Below are 17,774 nucleotides of genomic sequence, written 5' to 3' on the forward strand. Positions count from 1 at the left end.
TGTAGAGAAAATGGGCATGAAAAAGCCCCACCCCGCGCACGGGTGTGGGGCTGAAAGTGATAAAAGGTGGTTTCGCGCAGATGCGCGTATTGTCTACCGGCGGCGACGCAGCATGACCGAAGTCAGGCCGAGTGCACCTGCGATGAGGGCGAAGGTGGAAGGCTCGGGCACGGCGACGACTTGCATGCCATAGATGAAACCATTATCGCCGCCACTACCTGATTCCATTGTAAATGAGCTACCAGACAAGCCTCTGAATACAGCATAATTACCAGCTACGGTACTGGTAGCCTCTACGAAAGAGGAGCCGTCATTATTGCCTAAAAAACTAAGCGCGTTGCTTCCTACTGGATCACTCGGAGGATTCAATTCTAAGGTTATATCTATAAGGCCACAGTAAATATAAACATCATACTGCGCGTAAGGGATTTCGGATAGAGTGAAGAGGGCTCCACCGTTGCGGTTACGCATGGAAAATAAGTTATTCGCGTCTCCAGTGGATGTTGAATCCATACTATCTCCGCCCTGCGCGAAACCTCCTGAAGTACCAGCAGATTCATTTTGAAGACTTAGATCCGCTGTCGATGCTGTGCCGTCATCGAAGACAAGATCCGATAAGGTGTTAGGCGCGCCCGAAGCACCAAAGTTAAGAGCATTCCAATTTCCCGCATTTACCGCACCGGTTGAACCTGAGATCGTATTGTTACCGTCGTCAAAATTAACGCTGATAACGTCTTGGGCATCCGCTGTCGCTGCGAATACCGCAGAGGCAGCCAAGGCGGTTAACGCCGTTAAGAATTGTTTATTTTTCATATCGGTTTTTTTGATTTTTAGGGTTTGTGATTCAGAGCGCCTTCTAGCGTCGAAACTTACTAATAAGCTAGCTGAAATGAATTCGCTTGAAAGATTTTTATTTAGACCTACCTGTCTCAAATTAAGTCAGCATTTTCAAACTATTTCATAACACTTAAAGTTTTGATTATTAGTAACTAAAATAATTCGTGGAAAATATTTTTCTGCTGTTAACTGATCATTTATCTTTACAACCCGTTGATTTCCGCACAGGTTTTTTTGAATGTTTACGGTCAAAACAGCGGCGGAGCAAGTGGCTGCTCACCTGAGGAATGAGCTACAGCGAGGACGCTGGGTCGGGAGCATGCCGGGGCGTGATCGTCTGGCCCGGGAGCTGGGTGTGGATGGCAGCACGATCGAGCGGGCGCTGGGGCAGTTGGAGCGGGACGGCCTGCTGGAGTCGCAGGGCGTGGGCAGGCGGCGACTGATTACACTGAATCAGTCGGGCAAGCGCAGTAAGCGCATCCTCATCGTTCTCTACGAACCGGAGGATACGAGCCACTACCTGGTCATGGAGTTGTGTCGTTGTCTGCATGCGGCAGGACATGAAACGGCATTTGCCCCGCGCTCGTTAACCCAGTTGAAGCACCATCCCGAACGGGTTCGAAAGATGATTGAGGCGCACCCTTCGGAGGCTTGGATCGTCATCGCCGGGCCCAGACCGGTTCTGGAAATGTTGGCCCAAATGCCTCGACCGGGGTTTGCCTTGTTTGGTTCCATCTCAAATTTGCCGCTAGCTGGCACAGGCCCGGACAAAATACCGGCCATGCGCGAGGCGATCGATTCCCTCCACAAAAACGGACACAGCCGCATTGTCATGTTGGCGCAATCGATTTACAATGATCGCAGACTGAACAAAGTGCAGCGTGTCTTTCTGGAAGAATTGGCGACGCGGGACCTGCCAGGCGGTGAGTCTTGCTTACCTGTATGGGACAGCACGCCGGAAGGCCTCCATCAATGTCTGGTTGCTCTGTTTAAGGAAAACCCGCCGACAGCGATCCTGGTCGATGACTGGCAGCTTAGTTACGCCGTTCAAAACTTCCTATCCCGGCACAAAGGTGACGACTACCGCCGGGTGGTCTGCATCTGCACCGATTATCATCCCTGTTTCAAATGGTGCCGTCCGGAAGTGTCCTACTTCTACTGGAAGCCTGCAGCGGTCATGCGGCGTGTCGTGCGCTGGGCCAACAATGTGGCCAGAGGGAGGCGAGATTTTCGGCAGAGTCCGGTCAAAGCGAAGTTTGTCGAGAGTGAGGCATCTCTGCGGTAAGGGCAAATATCGCTAGTCGCAACGATCCTAATCCTGAGTGCCCGGGCTGGTCTGCTTCGATCCATTCACGCGCACGGTGAGAGCGTACAGTATAACATCTCTACAAGATTCAAAGCAGTCCTTGTCATCCGCAGGATTTGTCACTCGCCTAGCCGATAAAAATAAGTGAGTTTTGAATCATGGCTATCGACATCAATCTCCTCTCCCGCATTTGTGAAGCCCCGGGCGCGCCGGGCTACGAAAAACTGATCCGCGAACTGGTGCTCAAGGAACTCGACGGACTGGCCGACGAGGTGCGCACCGACAACATGGGCAATGTGATCGCCCTGAAGAAGGGACGCTCCTCCAAGAAGAAAGCCATGGCCGCCGCCCACATGGACGAGATCGGCTTTATCGTCACCCACATCGACGACAACGGCTTCGTGCGCTTCAACCCGGTGGGCGGCTTTGATCCGAAAACGCTGACCTCGCAGCGTGTCATCATTCACGGGCGCGAAGACGTTTACGGTGTGATGGGCTCAAAACCCATCCACATCATGTCGCCGGAGGAACGAAAGAATGCGGTAAAAATCAAAGACTACTTCGTCGACACGGGCCGCAGTAAAAAATCGCTGGAAAAGCTGGTGGCCGTAGGCGACTTCATCACCCGCTACTCGCCGCTCATGGAACTGGGCGAGTGCGTGAATGTAAAGTCGCTCGACAACCGCGCTTCGGTCTTCGTCCTCATCGAAACCCTGCGCAAACTGAAGAAGAGCCGCGCCAAACCGGCCTACGATTTCTATGCCGTCTTCACCGTCCAGGAGGAAGTCGGCTTGCGTGGCGCCCAGGCCTCCGCCATTCAAGTCGCCCCGGACTTCAGCTTTGGACTCGATACGACCATCGCTTTCGACACCCCCGGCTCCAAGCCGGAGGAACGCTGCACCAGCCTCGGCGACGGTGCCGCAATCAAGTTGATGGATTCCTCGGTGATCTGTGATTACCGGATGATCGAGTTCATGAAAGCGACGGCCAAAAAACATAAGATCAAGTGGCAGCCGGAAATCCTCGCCGGCGGCGGCACCGATACGGCCAGCCTTCAGCGCATGTCGGCGGGTGGCTCGATCGCCGGGGCCATCTCTGTCCCGACCCGGCACATCCATCAGACCATCGAGTCGTCCAACAAAAAGGATCTCGAGGCCTGCATCGAGCTTCTCACCGCCTGCGTCCGGGAACTGGATGAACCCAGCTGGAAGTTTTAACCCACAGCTATCATGACTCCATTCCCCCGGCTTGCTTGTTTTCTTCTTCTGGGATTGAGCACCTTGCTTGGTGCCGCGCCCAAGCCGAACATCATTATCATCATGTCGGACGACATGGGCTACTCGGACTTGGGTTGCTACGGGAGTGAGATTGAAACGCCACAACTCGACGAGCTGGCCGCGAATGGGTTGCGCTACACCCAGTTCTACAATACCTCCCGTTGCTGTCCCACCCGCGCTTCACTCCTGACCGGACTTTACGCCCACCAGGCCGGCATCGGTGAGATGACGAGCGACCGGGGCGCACCCGGCTACCGGGGTGACTTGAGCCGCAATGCCGTGACCATCGCCGAAGCACTGAAACCGGCAGGTTACCGCACCTACATGTCGGGCAAGTGGCACCTCGCCAAGCAACTCAAGCCGGACGGAGACAAATTCAACTGGCCACTTCAACGTGGCTTCGACCGCTTCTACGGGACCATTATCGGTGCCGGCAGCTTTTACGACCCCTGGACCCTGACCCGCGGCAACAAAGCCATCACCCCGGAAGATGATCCGGAGTATCAACCGGAAACGTTTTATTACACCGACGCGATCAGCGACAACGCCGCCCGCTTTATCAATGAGCATGATTCGGAGGAACCGTTCTTTATGTACGTCGCTTACACGGCTCCCCACTGGCCGCTGCATGCGCTTGAAAAAGACATTGAAAAATACAAAGGCCGTTATGACGACGGCTACGAAGCGATTCGCAAAGCGCGTTACGAACGCATGAAGCAACTCGGCGTGATCCAGGAGGATTGGGCGCTGAGCCCGGCTCCCGGCTCATGGAGTGATCTCCCCGAAGAGCAGAGAGCCTGGGAAGCGCGCGCAATGGAAGTGTATGCTGCCATGATCGACTCGATGGACCAGGGGATCGGACGGATCGTCGATGCACTGGAAAATGAGGGCGAATTCGAGAACACCCTAATCCTCTTCCTGCACGACAATGGCGGCTGCGATGAAACGATCGGTTGGGTGAAGCGCGAAAAAGGTCGACCACCACGCGCGCCGATGAGCCCCGATGAACTCCAGACGGAAATGTTTCCCACCCATACACGGAAGGGCCAACCAATCGTTTACGGCAAGGATGCCATGCCCGGACCAGCGACCACATACATGTCCTATCGCCGCAACTGGGCCAATGTCTCCAACACCCCCTTCCGTGAGTATAAATCAAAAAACCATGAGGGCGGCATCGCGACTCCCCTGATTGCCCATTGGCCCAAAGGTATTGCCGCAAAGAATGAGTTGCGTCATCGGCCCGGTCACTTGATTGACCTCATGGCGACCTGCCTCGACCTTTCCGGCGCTGAATATCCTGAAATCTATGCGAAACACCGGATCCAGCCATTTGAAGGCCAGAGCCTGAAAGCGAGTTTCTCAAAGGACGAGGATCCGGACCGGATACTCCTTTTTGAACACTATGGCCGGGCCGCCATTCGTGACGGCAATTGGAAACTGGTCCGCCTCGGCGTCAACAAGCCATGGGAACTCTACGGTCTGGAGAAGGACCGAAGCGAAATGAACAACCTCGTGGCGGAGCATCCGGAAAAAGCAGCCGCTCTGGAGGAACTCTGGACTTGGCACGCCTGGCGCACCCGCATCTACCCGAAGCCGGGAGATGGGAAGTAGTTGAATACCTTTGTGTTTGGTCCGTCCTGTAGCCGAACGCCTTAGCGTTTGGTCCGCACGCCATGCGCAACCGACCTGCCCTACCGACCAAAGCCGAAGGGCTTCGGCTACGGCGAGTGGATTAAGCGCTCGGCAGGTCGAGTTCGACTTCGACGTCCTCCTCGTAATCGACACCGGGTAAGCCAAATCCGAAGAGTGCAAGAAAGTTGTTTTGATAGCCGGAGTAGTCGGCCATGACATTAAGCGTCTCCGTGGTAATTTCCGGCCAGACCTTGGCCACTGCCGCCTGCACGTCCGGTTCCATTTCCCAGTCGTCGACCCGGATACGGCCTTCGTCATCCAGTTCCAGATCGTCGCCATAGAGGCGGTCGTTCAACAGGCGTACCATTTGCTCGATGGTATCCTCGTGGGTGCCCTTTTCCTTCATCACTTTGAAAAGGATGGAAATATACAGGGGCACCACGGGAATCGCGGAGCTGGCCTGGGTGACCACCGCCTTGTTCACCGCCACATAGGCTTCGCAATCGTAGGCTTCGGTAATGGCTTGGGCCGCGCGCTCGACATCCTTCTTGGCGGCACCGATCGTGCCGTTGGTGTAGACCGGCCAGGTGATCTCTGGCCCAATGTAGGAATAGGCCACACTCTTGGCCTCGGGTGCCAGCACACCGGCCTCGTTGAGGGCCTTCATCCAGAGCTCCCAATCCTCGCCCCCCATGACCTTAACGGTGTTGGCGATGTCCTCTTCGGTCGCCGGTTCAATGGAGACTTCGGAAACTTCGCCCTTGTCGGTATCCAGCGTGCGATTGGTAAAGGTTTCGCCGATCGGTTTGAGGCAGGACTTGTAGGTTTCCCCGGTTTCCGGATCGGTGCGGCGGGGCGAAGCCAGGCTGTAAACCACCAGGTCCACTTGGCCGAGATCCTCTTTGATGGTTTCGATCGCCTGCTGCTTGATCTCGTTGGAGAATGCATCGCCGTTGATGCTCTTGGCATAAAGCCCGGCTTCGTGGGCCGCTTTTTCAAAAGCAACCGAATTGTACCAACCCGCGCTCGCCGGCTTGCCCTTCATGGAGGGACGCTCAAAGAACACGCCCAAGGTGGCCGCATCGTGACTGAAGGCTGAAGCGATCCGGGTCGAAAGTCCGTAACCGGTGGAGGCGCCAATCACCAAAACCTTCTTGGGACCGCCTTCCTTTTTGGCGGCTTTGGCGACTTCAATTTCCTGCTGCACCCGCGCGTCACAACCTTTCGGATGTGAGGTGATGCAAACGAATCCACGAATCTTGGGCTTGATAATCATAATGTAAAATAGATCTGAGAGTTGGTGATTTCCTCAGATAGAAAGGCCCGTCCGACGAACTGGCAACCGGGAAGTTGGAGGTAATCTTGGTGGGTGGTTGGGTGCTCGCCTATCCCCCATAGCTCGTAGCATCGGTTCTGTTGCATCCGTCCGTAAGGCGTATGACTTACGATGACTCCTCCTACTCTTAATCGTAATCTTACTCTTAATCTCCGGGTTTAGAGAGTAAGACGACGTAAGCTACTTTTGTCCGGCGGCCCCAAAACTGAGGATCGGGTCGGGGCGATTCATCCCCCGCGACTACCGTTAGGCAGGTGCTTGCCTGATCGAGCGATTGCCGCCACCCACAACTCACCTGTCCGCCGTCGCCTTGGCGAAGGAGGAACCACTCACAAGTCACGCCGTCTTGTCCGGCTTAACCCGGTGAAGACGGAAGACCCAAAAGGGCGAAGGCGGAACGACTCAACATTCTATTTTATGGTTTAAGGTATGTCCCCGGCTAACTACGATAAAACTATGATTCAATCCTTCTCCGACGACGACACTCGGCAACTCTTCCATGAGGAGAAGAATCGACGATTCGCCGCAGTTGGACGTATCGCGTTACGGAAATTGATTCAAATGAACCGGGCAGGGCAACTAGATGACTTGAAAATACCACCCGGCAATAGACTGGAAGCGCTGAAAGGGAATATGAAAGGTTTGCACTCCATCCGCATCAATCAGCAATGGCGTATTGTTTTCAGGTGGACCAATCAAGGTCCCACCGAAGTCAAAATATGCGACTACCATTGACAACACCCCTATAACGTTACACGTTATAAATATGGATACACCGATCACACCTGGAGAAATTTTGCTAGAAGAATACCTCAAGCCGATGGGGATCTCTCAAAATGCCATGGCGCGGGCAATCGGTGTCGCACCACGGGCCATCAATGAGATCGTCCATGCGAAGCGCTCAATAACCCCACAAATGTCGATGCGCTTCGGAGTCTTTTTCGGGCAATCAGAAGATTTTTGGCACGGCATACAAGTTGAGTGCGACTTCCGCACCCTGCGCAAGGAGGCGAAAAAGATCACAGAACACGTGTTACCTGCGGAATCATTGATGGTCAGCGAGGACAAGTAGCCAGAGTTTAGTTTCAACTGAGCCGTTCAGCAACGAAACCATGTTGAACGAATTCCCGGGAAGTTGGTCGTCGTTAAGTGGTTTGTTGAGTGGTGGGTGGTCGCCTATCCCCCATAGCTCGTAGCATCCGTCCGTAAGGCGGATGACTCACGATGACTCCTCCTACTCTTAATCATAATCTTACTCTTAATCTTAAAACCCACGGATTAAGATGAAGAGTAAGATTAACTCTAGCTACTTTTGTCCGGCGGCCCCTAACCTCAGGATCGGGTCGGAGCGATTCATCCCCCGCGACGACCTTTAGGTCGTGCGCCTAATCAAGCAATAAGCACCACTCAACAAACAACCTACCCCTTCCCAATGCCGCTGGCTTCGAAGCCAATCTCGCGGAGCGCTTCCAAATCAAGGACATTCCGCCCGTCGAAGAGGAAGGCCGGCAGGTGCATGGCATCGTAGATCTTCTTGTAGTCGAGTTCCTTGAATTCGTCCCACTCGGTCAGAACCAGCACGGCGTGTGCGTCCTTGGTCGCCTCGTAGGCATCGCCGCAAACCGTGATAGAATCGTCCTTCTCGCCGAGCTCGAGGTCCCGGAGCATCTGCGCTTCCGGCACCTTAGGGTCGTAGATACTCAGGTTTGCCTGCTCCTCGAGCAGGTCCTTGCAAATGTAGATGGCAGCCGACTCGCGGGTATCGTTGGTATCCTTCTTGAAGGCGAAGCCGAGCACCGCGATCTTCTTGTCGGATACGGTATTGAAGAGCGTCGAGACAACCTTGCGTGCGAATCGGTGCTTCTGGTAATCGTTCATCTCGATCACGCTGTTCCAGTAGGCGGCCACATCCGGCAGACCGAAGTGCTCACAGAGATAAACCAGATTGAGGATATCCTTTTGAAAACAGGAGCCCCCGAAGCCGACCGAGGACTTAAGGAATTTCGGGCCGATCCGGCTATCCGTGCCAATGGCGTGGGCCACCTCGTCGACATTGGCTTCGGTGGCTTCGCAGAGCGCGGAGATGGCGTTGATCGAAGAGATCCGCTGCGCCAGGAAGGCATTGGCCGTAAGTTTGGAGAGTTCGGAAGACCAAAGATTGGTGGTAAGAATGCGCTCCTCCGGCACCCAGGCGGCATAGACATCGACGAGTATCTGAATCGCCGCCTTGCCCTCGGGCGTCTGGTCCCCACCGATCAGGACACGGTCCGGATTCTGCAAATCCTGAATGGCGGTTCCCTCGGCGAGGAACTCGGGATTGGAAAGTATCTGGAACTTACGCCCTTCTGCGTTAGATTCGAGGATACGTTTGATCGACTCAGCCGTACGCACCGGGAGCGTCGATTTTTCCACCACAATCTTATCTCCTTCGCAGACCTCGGCGATCTTACGCGCGCATTTTTCGATATAGCGAAGGTCCGCCGCGCGGCCAGCGCCCACCCCATAGGTTTTGGTCGGGGTGTTGACCGACATGAAGATCATGTCCGCCTCACGGATCGCCGAGTCCACATCCGTGGAGAAAAAGAGATTTTTGCCACGATTAGCCTGCACGATCTCATCGAGGCCCGGCTCGTAAACCGGCAGCTCGACTGAATTCCAAGCATCGATTCGAGCCTCATTGATATCAACGACGGTAACAGTGTGATCCTCGCACTTGTGCGCAATCATAGCCATGGTCGGCCCACCCACATATCCGGCTCCAATGCAGCATATTTTCATGATGTGCTGTTGGTATAGGATCGGGCCTCACAGACAAGTGTATTCTCGACGATCGAAGATCAACTGACCCCACTCAATGAGCCTTAATCGTAATCTTTATCTTACTCTTAATCTTAATCTTAATCCCGCGGTTTTTGGGAGTAAGAGTAAGATTTTGATTAAAAGTAGGAGGAGACGTGAGTCATCCGCCTTAAGGACGGATGCGACAATGCCAACCACTGCCTCCATCGCTTCCCAAGCATGGAGGTCAGGCAACCACTCACAAGTCACGCCGTCTTGTCACGCCGTAGTCCCGAAGGGCGAAGGTGGAAGAGCCGAAAGGGGGAAGGCGGAACCACCAACTAAATCACCCCACCTGCTTGAGGTTGATAAAATGATCCCAATCCGAATCATAATCCTGATCGATCAGCGAGCTGACGAAGGGCCGCCAGCGCGGGCGCTCGGGCTTGCGGATCAAATGCATATTGGCCTGATGCGGCAGGCGGTTGGCCTTGCGGGAGTTGCACTTGATGCAGCTGGTCACGATATTCTCCCAGGAGGTCCGGCCGCCCCGGTCGCGGGGAATGACGTGATCCATATTCAACTGGGAGGCTTCAAATCCGTTGCCGCAGTATTGGCAGCGGTAGTTGTCGCGCTCGAAAAGGTTCTCCCGGGTAAACTTCACTTCCTGCACCGGGAGCTGGGCGTATTCACGAAGAAGGAGTACTTTGGGCACGCGAATGCGCAGGCGGACGGTATTGACGTAGGCTTCATTGTCCCCGGGTACTTCCTCTTCCGAAAGCGCGAGCCAGGCCGCGGCGTCCATCATGCGGAAGCTGGAATCTCCCGTATAAATGACCTGGGCATGGTCCTGAAGGAGCAAACTAAAGGCCCGCTGAGTGCCGACAATATTAACAGGCTGCCAGAGCCGGTTTAAAACTAGAACTCGAAAACTGAGACCAGTGCCCATCTGGGACTTATGGATGTAGCGCTGCTTCGAAGAATGTCAACCCTGACGAACCGCAGGCTGAAAGTGAGGGCGAGCACCTCTTAATCTTAATCCGAATCACCCGATCAATACCGAGCGACCCGTTAATTAAATTCTTTGATCACGGAGCCGGGACATTCCTGTCCCGTCCTGCCAAACCGGCGGACAGAAATGTCCGCACTCCCTTGAAGAAAGCGACTTTGGAACAGCTGACTACCTAAAGAGCAACACCGGCAGCTTGACGGAGCGGATCATGGCCGTGGTCGTACTGCCGACGATGAACTGCCGGATGGGTGAATGCCCGTAGGCCCCCATGACCAAAAGATCGATATGATCCTGTGCCACCACGCTCTCGATTACTTCTTCCGGTTCGCCGGTACGCTGCTCGATTGTCACTTCGTAACCGGCGTCCCTCAGCTTATCCGCCGCTTCGGCCAGAGCCGCCTCGACTTTAGCATTCCCGGAACCGACATAGAGGAGATAGGCGTGCATCCCCTTCAGGAGTGGCGACTTCGCCGCATACTCCACTGCCTTCATGGCGCTCTTACCCCCGTCAAAAGCAATGATGAAGTTGCGCATGGGCTTGAACTCCCTCGCAGCGACGAGCACCGGATGCTGACAGCTCCGGATCACCCGTTCCAGGTTGGTGCCGAGGTGGCCCTTCTCGAAGTCGGCGTTGTTGCCTCGCTTCCCGATCACGACCAGTTCCGCGTCCTTTTCGTAGTTGGCGATGGAATCGCTGAGCTTGCCGTGTTTCTGATCGGCCAGCACTTCGCCCACACCGGCCGCCTCCAACTGGGTCTTGGCATCATCAAGGATGGCCTGACCGCGTTTGGCCGCCAGCTTTGCCTGCGCCGCTTCCAACTCGACTATTTCCTCCAGCAGGTGCTTCCGGGCGTTGAAACCGATACTTCCGCTCAGGTCGCTCTTGACCGGATCCTCGTGGTGCGGGTTGAGCATGTGCAGCACGTGGACGGCAGCCTCCAGACGTTCAGACGCCCAGGCGGCGTGCTGGTACACACTGGGGGCGTAGATGGAACCATCGGTGCAGGCGAGAATGTTGGGTGTGGCCATGATGTTTAATCGAAAGGATTTCTGTATTCGTTAGTGGGCGTCGAGCTGCTCGCCCGCGCCCGGTTTGTCGTGTTCTGCAATTTGCAGAACCAGGGTCTTGCTGGCTTCATTCATTCCGAAGAGTTCCACTTCAGTGCCTTCACGACGGAACTTCAAGACAACACGGTCGAGGGCATGGATCGCCGACAGGTCCCAAAAATGCGCGTGGGTGACGTCAATGCGCACCTTGTCGAGGACCTCCTGAAAATCGAAGGCCTCGGCGAAGCTGCTGGCCGAAACGAAAAACAACTGGCCCCGTACGGTGTAAACCCGCTCGCGGCGGGAGACTTGAAGCGCCGAGTCGATTTCGAGCAGGCGAGACACCTTGTAGGCGAAGAACAAGGCACTGAGTAGAACACCGGCCCCGACCCCGAGCGCCAGATTGTGCGAGAACACGGTCACGAGGACGGTGGTCAACATCACCATGCTGGAGGTCCTGTGGTGTTTCTTGAGATTTCCGATCGACTGCCAACTGAAGGTACCGATCGAGACCATGATCATGACCGCTACCAGTGCGGCCATGGGGATGCGACGCACTACGTCATCCAGAACGAGAATAAGAATGAGCAGAATTATCCCGGCCGCAAAAGCGGACAGGCGCCCGCGCCCGCCGGATTTCACGTTGATCACCGACTGCCCGATCATCGCACAGCCCGCCATGCCCCCGAAGAAGCCGGAGACGATATTGGAAATCCCCTGCCCCGTGCATTCACGGTTCTTGTTACTCGGGGTATCGGTGAAATCATCCACGATGGTCGCGGTCATGAGCGATTCCAGCAGACCAACGATGGCGAGCGAGATCGCGTACGGCAGAATAATCCCGAGCGTCTCGAAATTGAGCGGCACATCCGGCAGAAGAAAGACCGGCAGGCTCGCCGGCAGTTGTCCCATGTCACCAACCGTGCGCAGGGAATCCTCCAATCCGAGGCTGACCGAAACAATCGTCAGAATAATGATGCAAACCAGCGGCGAAGGCACCGCCGTGGTCAGAAGTGGCAACCCGTAGATAATGACGAGACCTGCCGCTACCATGCCATACATCAAAATACCCTGTCCCTCGAACTCAGGTAGCTGCGCCATGAAAATGATAATCGCGAGCGCGTTGACAAAACCGGTCACCACCGAGCGCGAAACAAAGCGCATCAGACTACCCAACTTGAAGGTGCCCGCCAGAATCTGTAACAACCCTGTCAGCACCGTGACGGGAAGAAGGTACTCAAGCCCGTGGTCGCGGACGAGACTGACCATCAGCACCGCCATCGCCCCGGTCGCCGCCGAGATCATCCCGGGGCGCCCGCCGAGAAAGGCAATTACCACCGCGATACAAAATGAGGCGTAAAGCCCGACCGCCGGATCGACCCCGGCGATGATGGAGAAGGCAATCGCCTCGGGAATAAGCGCGAGCGCGACGACCGCACCGGCAATCAAGTCCTTGCGCGGGTTGGAAAACCACTCTTGGAAGTATTTGGACTGAAACATAGCTCTGGATAGTATCCCGTCTCCCCATTGCCCTCTCGAAAATGAGAAGCCATGAATCAGAAGACCGGTCAGGAAGGTAGGTGCACTGACAAAAAAGTCGCCGAGGCTGGTAGGTCTTCCCCTGAGCGCAAGCATCGAATCAAAAACCATGGCCCTGGTCGGGGCGGGCGTCCACGCCAACGCAGGATTCCTCCTGCGCCCGGGATTCTACGAAAAACCATTCATCCCCAAAAAGCCAAAAAAGAAATCCGAGGCCGTTTGGTCATGATGCGGCCGTTTTGCGCATCCCCTGCCGTTTGCAGATTCATGGTCGGCGGGGACACCGACCGCTACCAACACCAGACCGAAAAATCTACCATAGCTCAATCGAATTTTAAGGCCAGGCGCGCCTGTAATTCTCGCTCATCCAGCCCTTCAATACGCAACTGTTTCCTCGGGCTGCCATGCCCACGCAGCACTTCCACGGAGCCTTTCGGTAAGCCAAGGCGCGCCGCTAACAAGGCACAGACCGCCGCATTGGCTTTTCCCTTTTCCGGCAGTGCACTCACCTTTACCTTGAGTGCATTCCCCAACCAACCGGCAACCCCTTCCTGTGAGGCACCCGGAACGACTTTAACTGATAATTCGCAGTGCATGCCAAAAATCCTGTGCTCTCATTGGGACGACCGCGGACATCGATCATTGTCCACTCGGACCGACTCGATGTGCAGCTGCAGTTTACAGATCGTGATCCCACAAAAGTCCTCGATCTTACGGATGGTGTAGTCGCGCAACTCTCCACAGCTGTGCGCAACCTGCTCTCCGTAAGCGAGCGATAGATTCATTTTAATATCGTAGCCGTCGATCTTATGCTTGATCCGCACACGTTGAATTTTCGCAGACGGCACCCGTTCGCGCACACAGTGGAGGATCATTTGCGTCAATGCGCTTTCCGAAATGGTCACGTCTCCTCTTTGCTGGTAACCGGGCCGAACCACCGTCTTGTCGTAGTGACGACCATGCACCATGTGCTCGAACCAGACCTTGATCGCGTGCGCAATCAACTTCGGGTAGGCTTGCTTCACCTCGACAACCGGCAAGGGGATGACGTGCTGCCCCTTGGTCTTGCGCGAGCGTATGGCCTCTTCGATTTTCTCCCGCGAGGCGATCTCCTCGATCCGTATGATTTGCTTCGGCTCGGGCAGACCGAGCGTCAGGCAGTTCCGCAGGATCATCCGGTCGCTGGTTCCCAGCAGCAAAATCTTTGGATACTGTGCCTCCGAAAGAGCCCTTATCATTGCTTCACGGTGCTCAGCTTCGTTGAACATGGCGGTCTTCACCGCCGCGATGTAATGCTCTTTTTCTTTCGCCGATCGTCCGGCCACAATCTTCCCTTCACGAATGAGCAAGCCGTCGTCGATGATCGCCGGAATGTTGTGCGTGTCCGCCACCAAGCGTGCCCGAAAGCTCTTACCTGTGCCCGCTTTGCCCACCAGCGCATAGACCTCGATCAGTTTCGCTCCTTTTACCTTGGGGCGAAAAACGGTTTTCAGCTTCGATAGAACTAAACTTTTCTTGAGCATAAGAGCGCCGCTCCGTGCGCTCATCAAAAACGATTCCGCACAGAAAATGCTAGCCGACAAACTATCAACATGATCGTGACTCACAAGCGAAACTCAGAATCAGGAACGGCAATCAAAGAAATCTGATTGATCCTATAACCTCCACTTCCTGCATCCGTCGCGGATTTACTTACGAATAGACTGCAGCAATGCCGACGCAGTAGCGATCCATAGTGATTCAAACAAAGCATGGAAGGTCGATAACCGCTCATATTCAATGACTTGAAAAGACCGCGCCATCATGCAGGCTGTTCTACATGACACTGTAGGTGCATATCACTGTCGAGCCGGGCAAGCGATCCGGATAGTTCCGCACCGCTTCCATGCACGCATCTGAAAACATACAGGCCACCATCGCCCGGCTCGCCGAGGCGGGCGATGCATCCGGCTACACCGTCGATACCTTCGGGCAAAGCGAGGGCTGTCCGCTACTTGGCCTGACGCGCGCCGCCTCGGAGCCGGATACGAGCGAGCGGCACATTTACCTTTCCGCCGGCATTCACGGCGACGAACCGGCCGGGCCGCAGGCCCTGCTGGAATTACTCAACGAGGATGCCCTGCCCGACCAACACAGCTACGCCATCTGCCCGCTCTTGAACCCTATCGGGCTGGGGCAAGGTACGCGCGAGAACGGAGCAGGGATCGACCTCAACCGCGACTACCGTCACCTCGTCTCCCGCGAAATCAGCACACACGCCGCCTGGATCGAACAAAACGTTAGCGCGATAACCATCGCCATGCATCTCCATGAAGATTGGGAGAGCCGGGGCTTCTACCTCTACGAACTCAATTTCACCCAGCAACCCGGGTTCAGCCCCCAAATCATACAAGCCGTACAAGCACACCTGCCCATCGATCTGGACGAAATCATCGACGGACGTATCGCCCACCAGGGCATCATTCGACCTGACCGCCTCCCGGACCTCGAGGAAGGCGACCCCGAAGCGATCTACCTGCAAAAGCGCTACGGCGGCCTCAACTACACCGTGGAAACCCCTTCCTCGCAGGACTTCAATGCGCGTGTCAAGGCGCTCAAGGCCGCCGTCCTCGCCATCACCTGAGACGCGCACGTCTCGAAAAAAAACTCCCCGCCTCAAACGCGGAGGGGATTCGGCTGTCAATTACGATACCGTTAGTGAGAAGCTGGAAACAGGATAACCAAAAACTGAATAACTGCGGCCAAAGCCGCTCCGTCCTACCCGTTCAACAGCAGAAACCCGACATTCAGATAAGTCGCATAGCCGACCCAAAGAAAATACGGGAGCAATAAAGCCGCGGCCGGCCGGCTGACCGGATAAGCCGTCCGAATCGTCCAGCCGATCGCAAGCAACAGGGGCACGATCACGACCAAGGCCAGATCGATCCGCTGCAGCCCGAAAAAGGCCGGCGTCCAGAGAAGGTTGAGGCCCAACTGCGTACCGAACCACTTGAACGCGCGGCGCTTCAACAGCAGTACAACCGGACGGTGCCAGATCAGCGCTAGGGCCAGCCCCACCATGGCATACAGCGTCGTCCAAACCGGACCGAAAAGCCAGTTCGGCGGTGTCCCCGGCGGACGCTGCAGGGCGTCATACCAGCCGTCCACCGAGAGAAAGGTCACCAGCCCGCTGGCATTCCCCAGCAGCTCCACCCCCAACACACAGATCAAAGCCTTTTTCCAAAATTGCATGCCGGAAAGGTTAGCCTAACGGAAAGCGGGAATCAACCTCAGCTCGTCGTAAGCCCCAGGTCAGTTGCCCGTTTTTCAGTCCTTTCCCGTCGCATCGATCCGTATTTATCCTGCGTCGTTTTAACGAAGCAGGGAAGGTCGATGATCAAGGCAGCGAATCACCTTCCCATACTTTACTATATTGTATCAGTATCGTTTCATAAAATATTTTACTTTTATATAATAATCTTTAGATCAGATGTTTGTAAATTTTCGTATCGTTTCATGAAATTAAATACAAAAACTCAGGAGCTGCTGACCTACCTGCAACGAAATGGGCCGAGCGCGTCCGGTGATGTCGTGAAACAGTTCGGAATCAGCCGAGCCACACTCATGCGGCGGGTCCGGGAACTGGGCGATCGAGTTGTCACCTTGGGCAAAGCGCGTGCCACGCTACTGGCCGCCCGCCGGGACCTAAGAACGGATACGCCTCTTTATCAAGTTCTCGAGAATGCCCAGCTTCAGTTAGCCGGACATCTCATCCCCCTTCAAGACGGGGAACGCACCCAATGGCTACTCCGTCCTGAGGAGAGTCCGGCGGCCTGCTTTGAAGGTGAGTTCAAAAATGGCCTCTATCCGGATTGGCCATGGTTTCTGGAAGACCTTCGCCCCTCCGGCTTCCTTGGACGTGCTTTTGGCAAACGCATGGCAAAACTCTTCTCAATCGATACAAACCCCGAGAATTGGAATGGCCGGGAACTGCTCATGACGCTCACTCGCTTCGGCTCGAATTTACCGGGCAACTTTATTCTTGGGGATGGCATGGCCTTGAATGACTTTCAGGAAGAAAAGCTCAAGATTGCCAAAGGGTATTACCGAAACAACCTTCCTCAAATCTACCCGGAACTGGCAAAGCACGCCATGGACGAGAACGAGGATTTCGGATCATCGGCCGGAGGCGATCAGCCAAAATTCACCACCATGGTTAGCGATGCCCCAGGCGAGACACCGCGATCGGTCATCGTTAAATTCAGTCCTCATTTGGAATCGCCGCTCGGCCAGCGCTGGTCCGACCTCCTGCATGCCGAACACCTTGCCAATCAAATCCTGACGAAAGCCGGTTTCGCCACCGCAAAAACCCGGATTTTCCAAATCGACAGGCGAACTTACCTTGAGTCCGAGCGCTTCGACCGCATCGTGCCAACCGGCCGAAGGGGGTTGGTTACGCTTCGCTCCCTTGATGCCGCATATTTGGGACTTGGCATTGGCACTTGGGCCGATTGCGCCCGGAAGCTTGTCGAAAAAAAGTGGATTCGCGGGGAAGACTATGAACGCATCGCCCAACTCCACTGTTTTGGCGAACTGATTGCCAATACAGATATGCACTGGGGCAACCTGAGTTTCTTCTTCCCCGGGCAAAGCCCCTACCCGCTCGCACCGGTTTACGACATGCTCCCCATGCGTTTTCGTCCAAGTAGCACCGGCGAGGTCAGGCAAACAAGATTCGACCCAAAGCTTCCCAAGCCGGAGGACCAAACAGCATGGCTGGAAATGTATCCGCATGCCCACGACTTCTGGAAAGAAGTCAGCGCTCACCCCGACATCTCCGAGGATTTCAAGGCCATCGCTGAAGCCGCAACGGATTCATTGGAGACGGTGTATCGAGTCGCGATTCAGTAAGCGCATCCCGCCGCGTAAAAGGCTTCGCCTATGCGTTTCCATCCCGCATCACTCCCCCACACCAAACACAAGCCACGCCGTCTTGTCCGGCGCAACCCAGTGAAGACGGAAGACCCG

The 17,774-nt window shown here is 55.3% G+C and carries 16 protein-coding genes; 7 read left to right on the forward strand and 9 right to left on the reverse strand.

From position 1 onward, the window contains the following. Positions 1-93 precede the first annotated feature (93 nt). Positions 94-813 (reverse strand): PEP-CTERM sorting domain-containing protein, encoded by a 720-nt coding sequence (locus DDZ13_RS12135; RefSeq protein WP_110131725.1) that lies wholly within the window; start codon positions 811-813, stop codon positions 94-96. A gap of 262 nt (positions 814-1,075) precedes the next feature. Between DDZ13_RS12135 and DDZ13_RS12140 the strand changes: the two genes are divergently transcribed. The 3 genes from DDZ13_RS12140 to DDZ13_RS12150 all read left to right on the forward strand — a co-directional run bounded on the left by DDZ13_RS12140 (position 1,076) and on the right by DDZ13_RS12150 (position 5,034). After that, positions 1,076-2,122, forward strand: a complete 1,047-nt coding sequence (locus DDZ13_RS12140; RefSeq protein ID WP_110131726.1) for a GntR family transcriptional regulator — start codon at positions 1,076-1,078, stop codon at positions 2,120-2,122. 179 nt (positions 2,123-2,301) lie between these two features. Further along, positions 2,302-3,360 (forward strand): M42 family metallopeptidase, encoded by a 1,059-nt coding sequence (locus DDZ13_RS12145; RefSeq protein ID WP_110131727.1) that lies wholly within the window; start codon positions 2,302-2,304, stop codon positions 3,358-3,360. Positions 3,361-3,372: 12 nt separating this feature from the next. Further along, complete coding sequence (locus DDZ13_RS12150) at positions 3,373-5,034, forward strand: arylsulfatase (RefSeq protein ID WP_110131728.1); 1,662 nt, start codon at positions 3,373-3,375, stop codon at positions 5,032-5,034. 121 nt (positions 5,035-5,155) lie between these two features. Here the strand turns inward: DDZ13_RS12150 and fabV are convergent, their stop codons facing one another. Next, complete coding sequence (gene fabV / locus DDZ13_RS12155) at positions 5,156-6,331, reverse strand: enoyl-ACP reductase FabV (protein ID WP_110131729.1); 1,176 nt, start codon at positions 6,329-6,331, stop codon at positions 5,156-5,158. Between the two features lie 516 nt (positions 6,332-6,847). Between fabV and DDZ13_RS12160 the strand changes: the two genes are divergently transcribed. Then, positions 6,848-7,126, forward strand: a complete 279-nt coding sequence (locus DDZ13_RS12160; RefSeq protein ID WP_110131783.1) for a type II toxin-antitoxin system RelE/ParE family toxin — start codon at positions 6,848-6,850, stop codon at positions 7,124-7,126. A 31-nt stretch (positions 7,127-7,157) separates the two neighbouring features. Then, positions 7,158-7,463, forward strand: coding sequence for a HigA family addiction module antitoxin (locus DDZ13_RS12165; RefSeq protein ID WP_110131730.1), 306 nt, complete (start codon positions 7,158-7,160; stop codon positions 7,461-7,463). A 347-nt stretch (positions 7,464-7,810) separates the two neighbouring features. Here the strand turns inward: DDZ13_RS12165 and DDZ13_RS12170 are convergent, their stop codons facing one another. The 6 genes from DDZ13_RS12170 to DDZ13_RS12195 all read right to left on the reverse strand — a co-directional run bounded on the left by DDZ13_RS12170 (position 7,811) and on the right by DDZ13_RS12195 (position 14,290). After that, on the reverse strand, positions 7,811-9,169 hold the full coding sequence (locus DDZ13_RS12170; protein ID WP_110131731.1) for a UDP-glucose 6-dehydrogenase: 1,359 nt from the start codon (positions 9,167-9,169) through the stop codon (positions 7,811-7,813). Positions 9,170-9,515: 346 nt separating this feature from the next. Then, positions 9,516-10,118 (reverse strand): HNH endonuclease, encoded by a 603-nt coding sequence (locus DDZ13_RS12175; protein WP_110131732.1) that lies wholly within the window; start codon positions 10,116-10,118, stop codon positions 9,516-9,518. Positions 10,119-10,349: 231 nt separating this feature from the next. Next, positions 10,350-11,210 (reverse strand): universal stress protein, encoded by an 861-nt coding sequence (locus DDZ13_RS12180; RefSeq protein WP_110131733.1) that lies wholly within the window; start codon positions 11,208-11,210, stop codon positions 10,350-10,352. A gap of 30 nt (positions 11,211-11,240) precedes the next feature. Next, positions 11,241-12,728, reverse strand: a complete 1,488-nt coding sequence (locus DDZ13_RS12185) for a SulP family inorganic anion transporter (RefSeq protein ID WP_110131734.1) — start codon at positions 12,726-12,728, stop codon at positions 11,241-11,243. Between the two features lie 362 nt (positions 12,729-13,090). Further along, the gene (locus DDZ13_RS12190) at positions 13,091-13,363 is read right to left on the reverse strand and encodes a DUF167 domain-containing protein (protein ID WP_110131735.1); all 273 of its coding nucleotides are present in this window, start codon (positions 13,361-13,363) and stop codon (positions 13,091-13,093) included. Between the two features lie 18 nt (positions 13,364-13,381). Then, the gene (locus DDZ13_RS12195) at positions 13,382-14,290 is read right to left on the reverse strand and encodes a hypothetical protein (RefSeq protein ID WP_110131736.1); all 909 of its coding nucleotides are present in this window, start codon (positions 14,288-14,290) and stop codon (positions 13,382-13,384) included. 362 nt (positions 14,291-14,652) lie between these two features. Here DDZ13_RS12195 and DDZ13_RS12200 point away from each other — a divergent pair, with 362 nt between their 5' ends. After that, positions 14,653-15,390, forward strand: coding sequence for a M14 family metallopeptidase (locus DDZ13_RS12200; RefSeq protein ID WP_110131737.1), 738 nt, complete (start codon positions 14,653-14,655; stop codon positions 15,388-15,390). 134 nt (positions 15,391-15,524) lie between these two features. Here DDZ13_RS12200 and DDZ13_RS12205 read toward each other — a convergent pair whose 3' ends face one another. Further along, positions 15,525-15,998 carry a TspO/MBR family protein gene (locus tag DDZ13_RS12205; protein WP_110131738.1) on the reverse strand — a complete coding sequence of 158 codons (474 nt, stop codon included), beginning with the start codon at positions 15,996-15,998 and terminating at the stop codon, positions 15,525-15,527. Between the two features lie 264 nt (positions 15,999-16,262). Between DDZ13_RS12205 and yjjJ the strand changes: the two genes are divergently transcribed. Next, positions 16,263-17,657 carry a type II toxin-antitoxin system HipA family toxin YjjJ gene (gene yjjJ / locus DDZ13_RS12210; RefSeq protein ID WP_158279912.1) on the forward strand — a complete coding sequence of 465 codons (1,395 nt, stop codon included), beginning with the start codon at positions 16,263-16,265 and terminating at the stop codon, positions 17,655-17,657. Positions 17,658-17,774 lie beyond the last annotated feature (117 nt).

The organism is Coraliomargarita sinensis, assembly GCF_003185655.1.
GTDB classification, from domain to species: Bacteria; Verrucomicrobiota; Verrucomicrobiia; order Opitutales; family Coraliomargaritaceae; genus Coraliomargarita_B; species Coraliomargarita_B sinensis.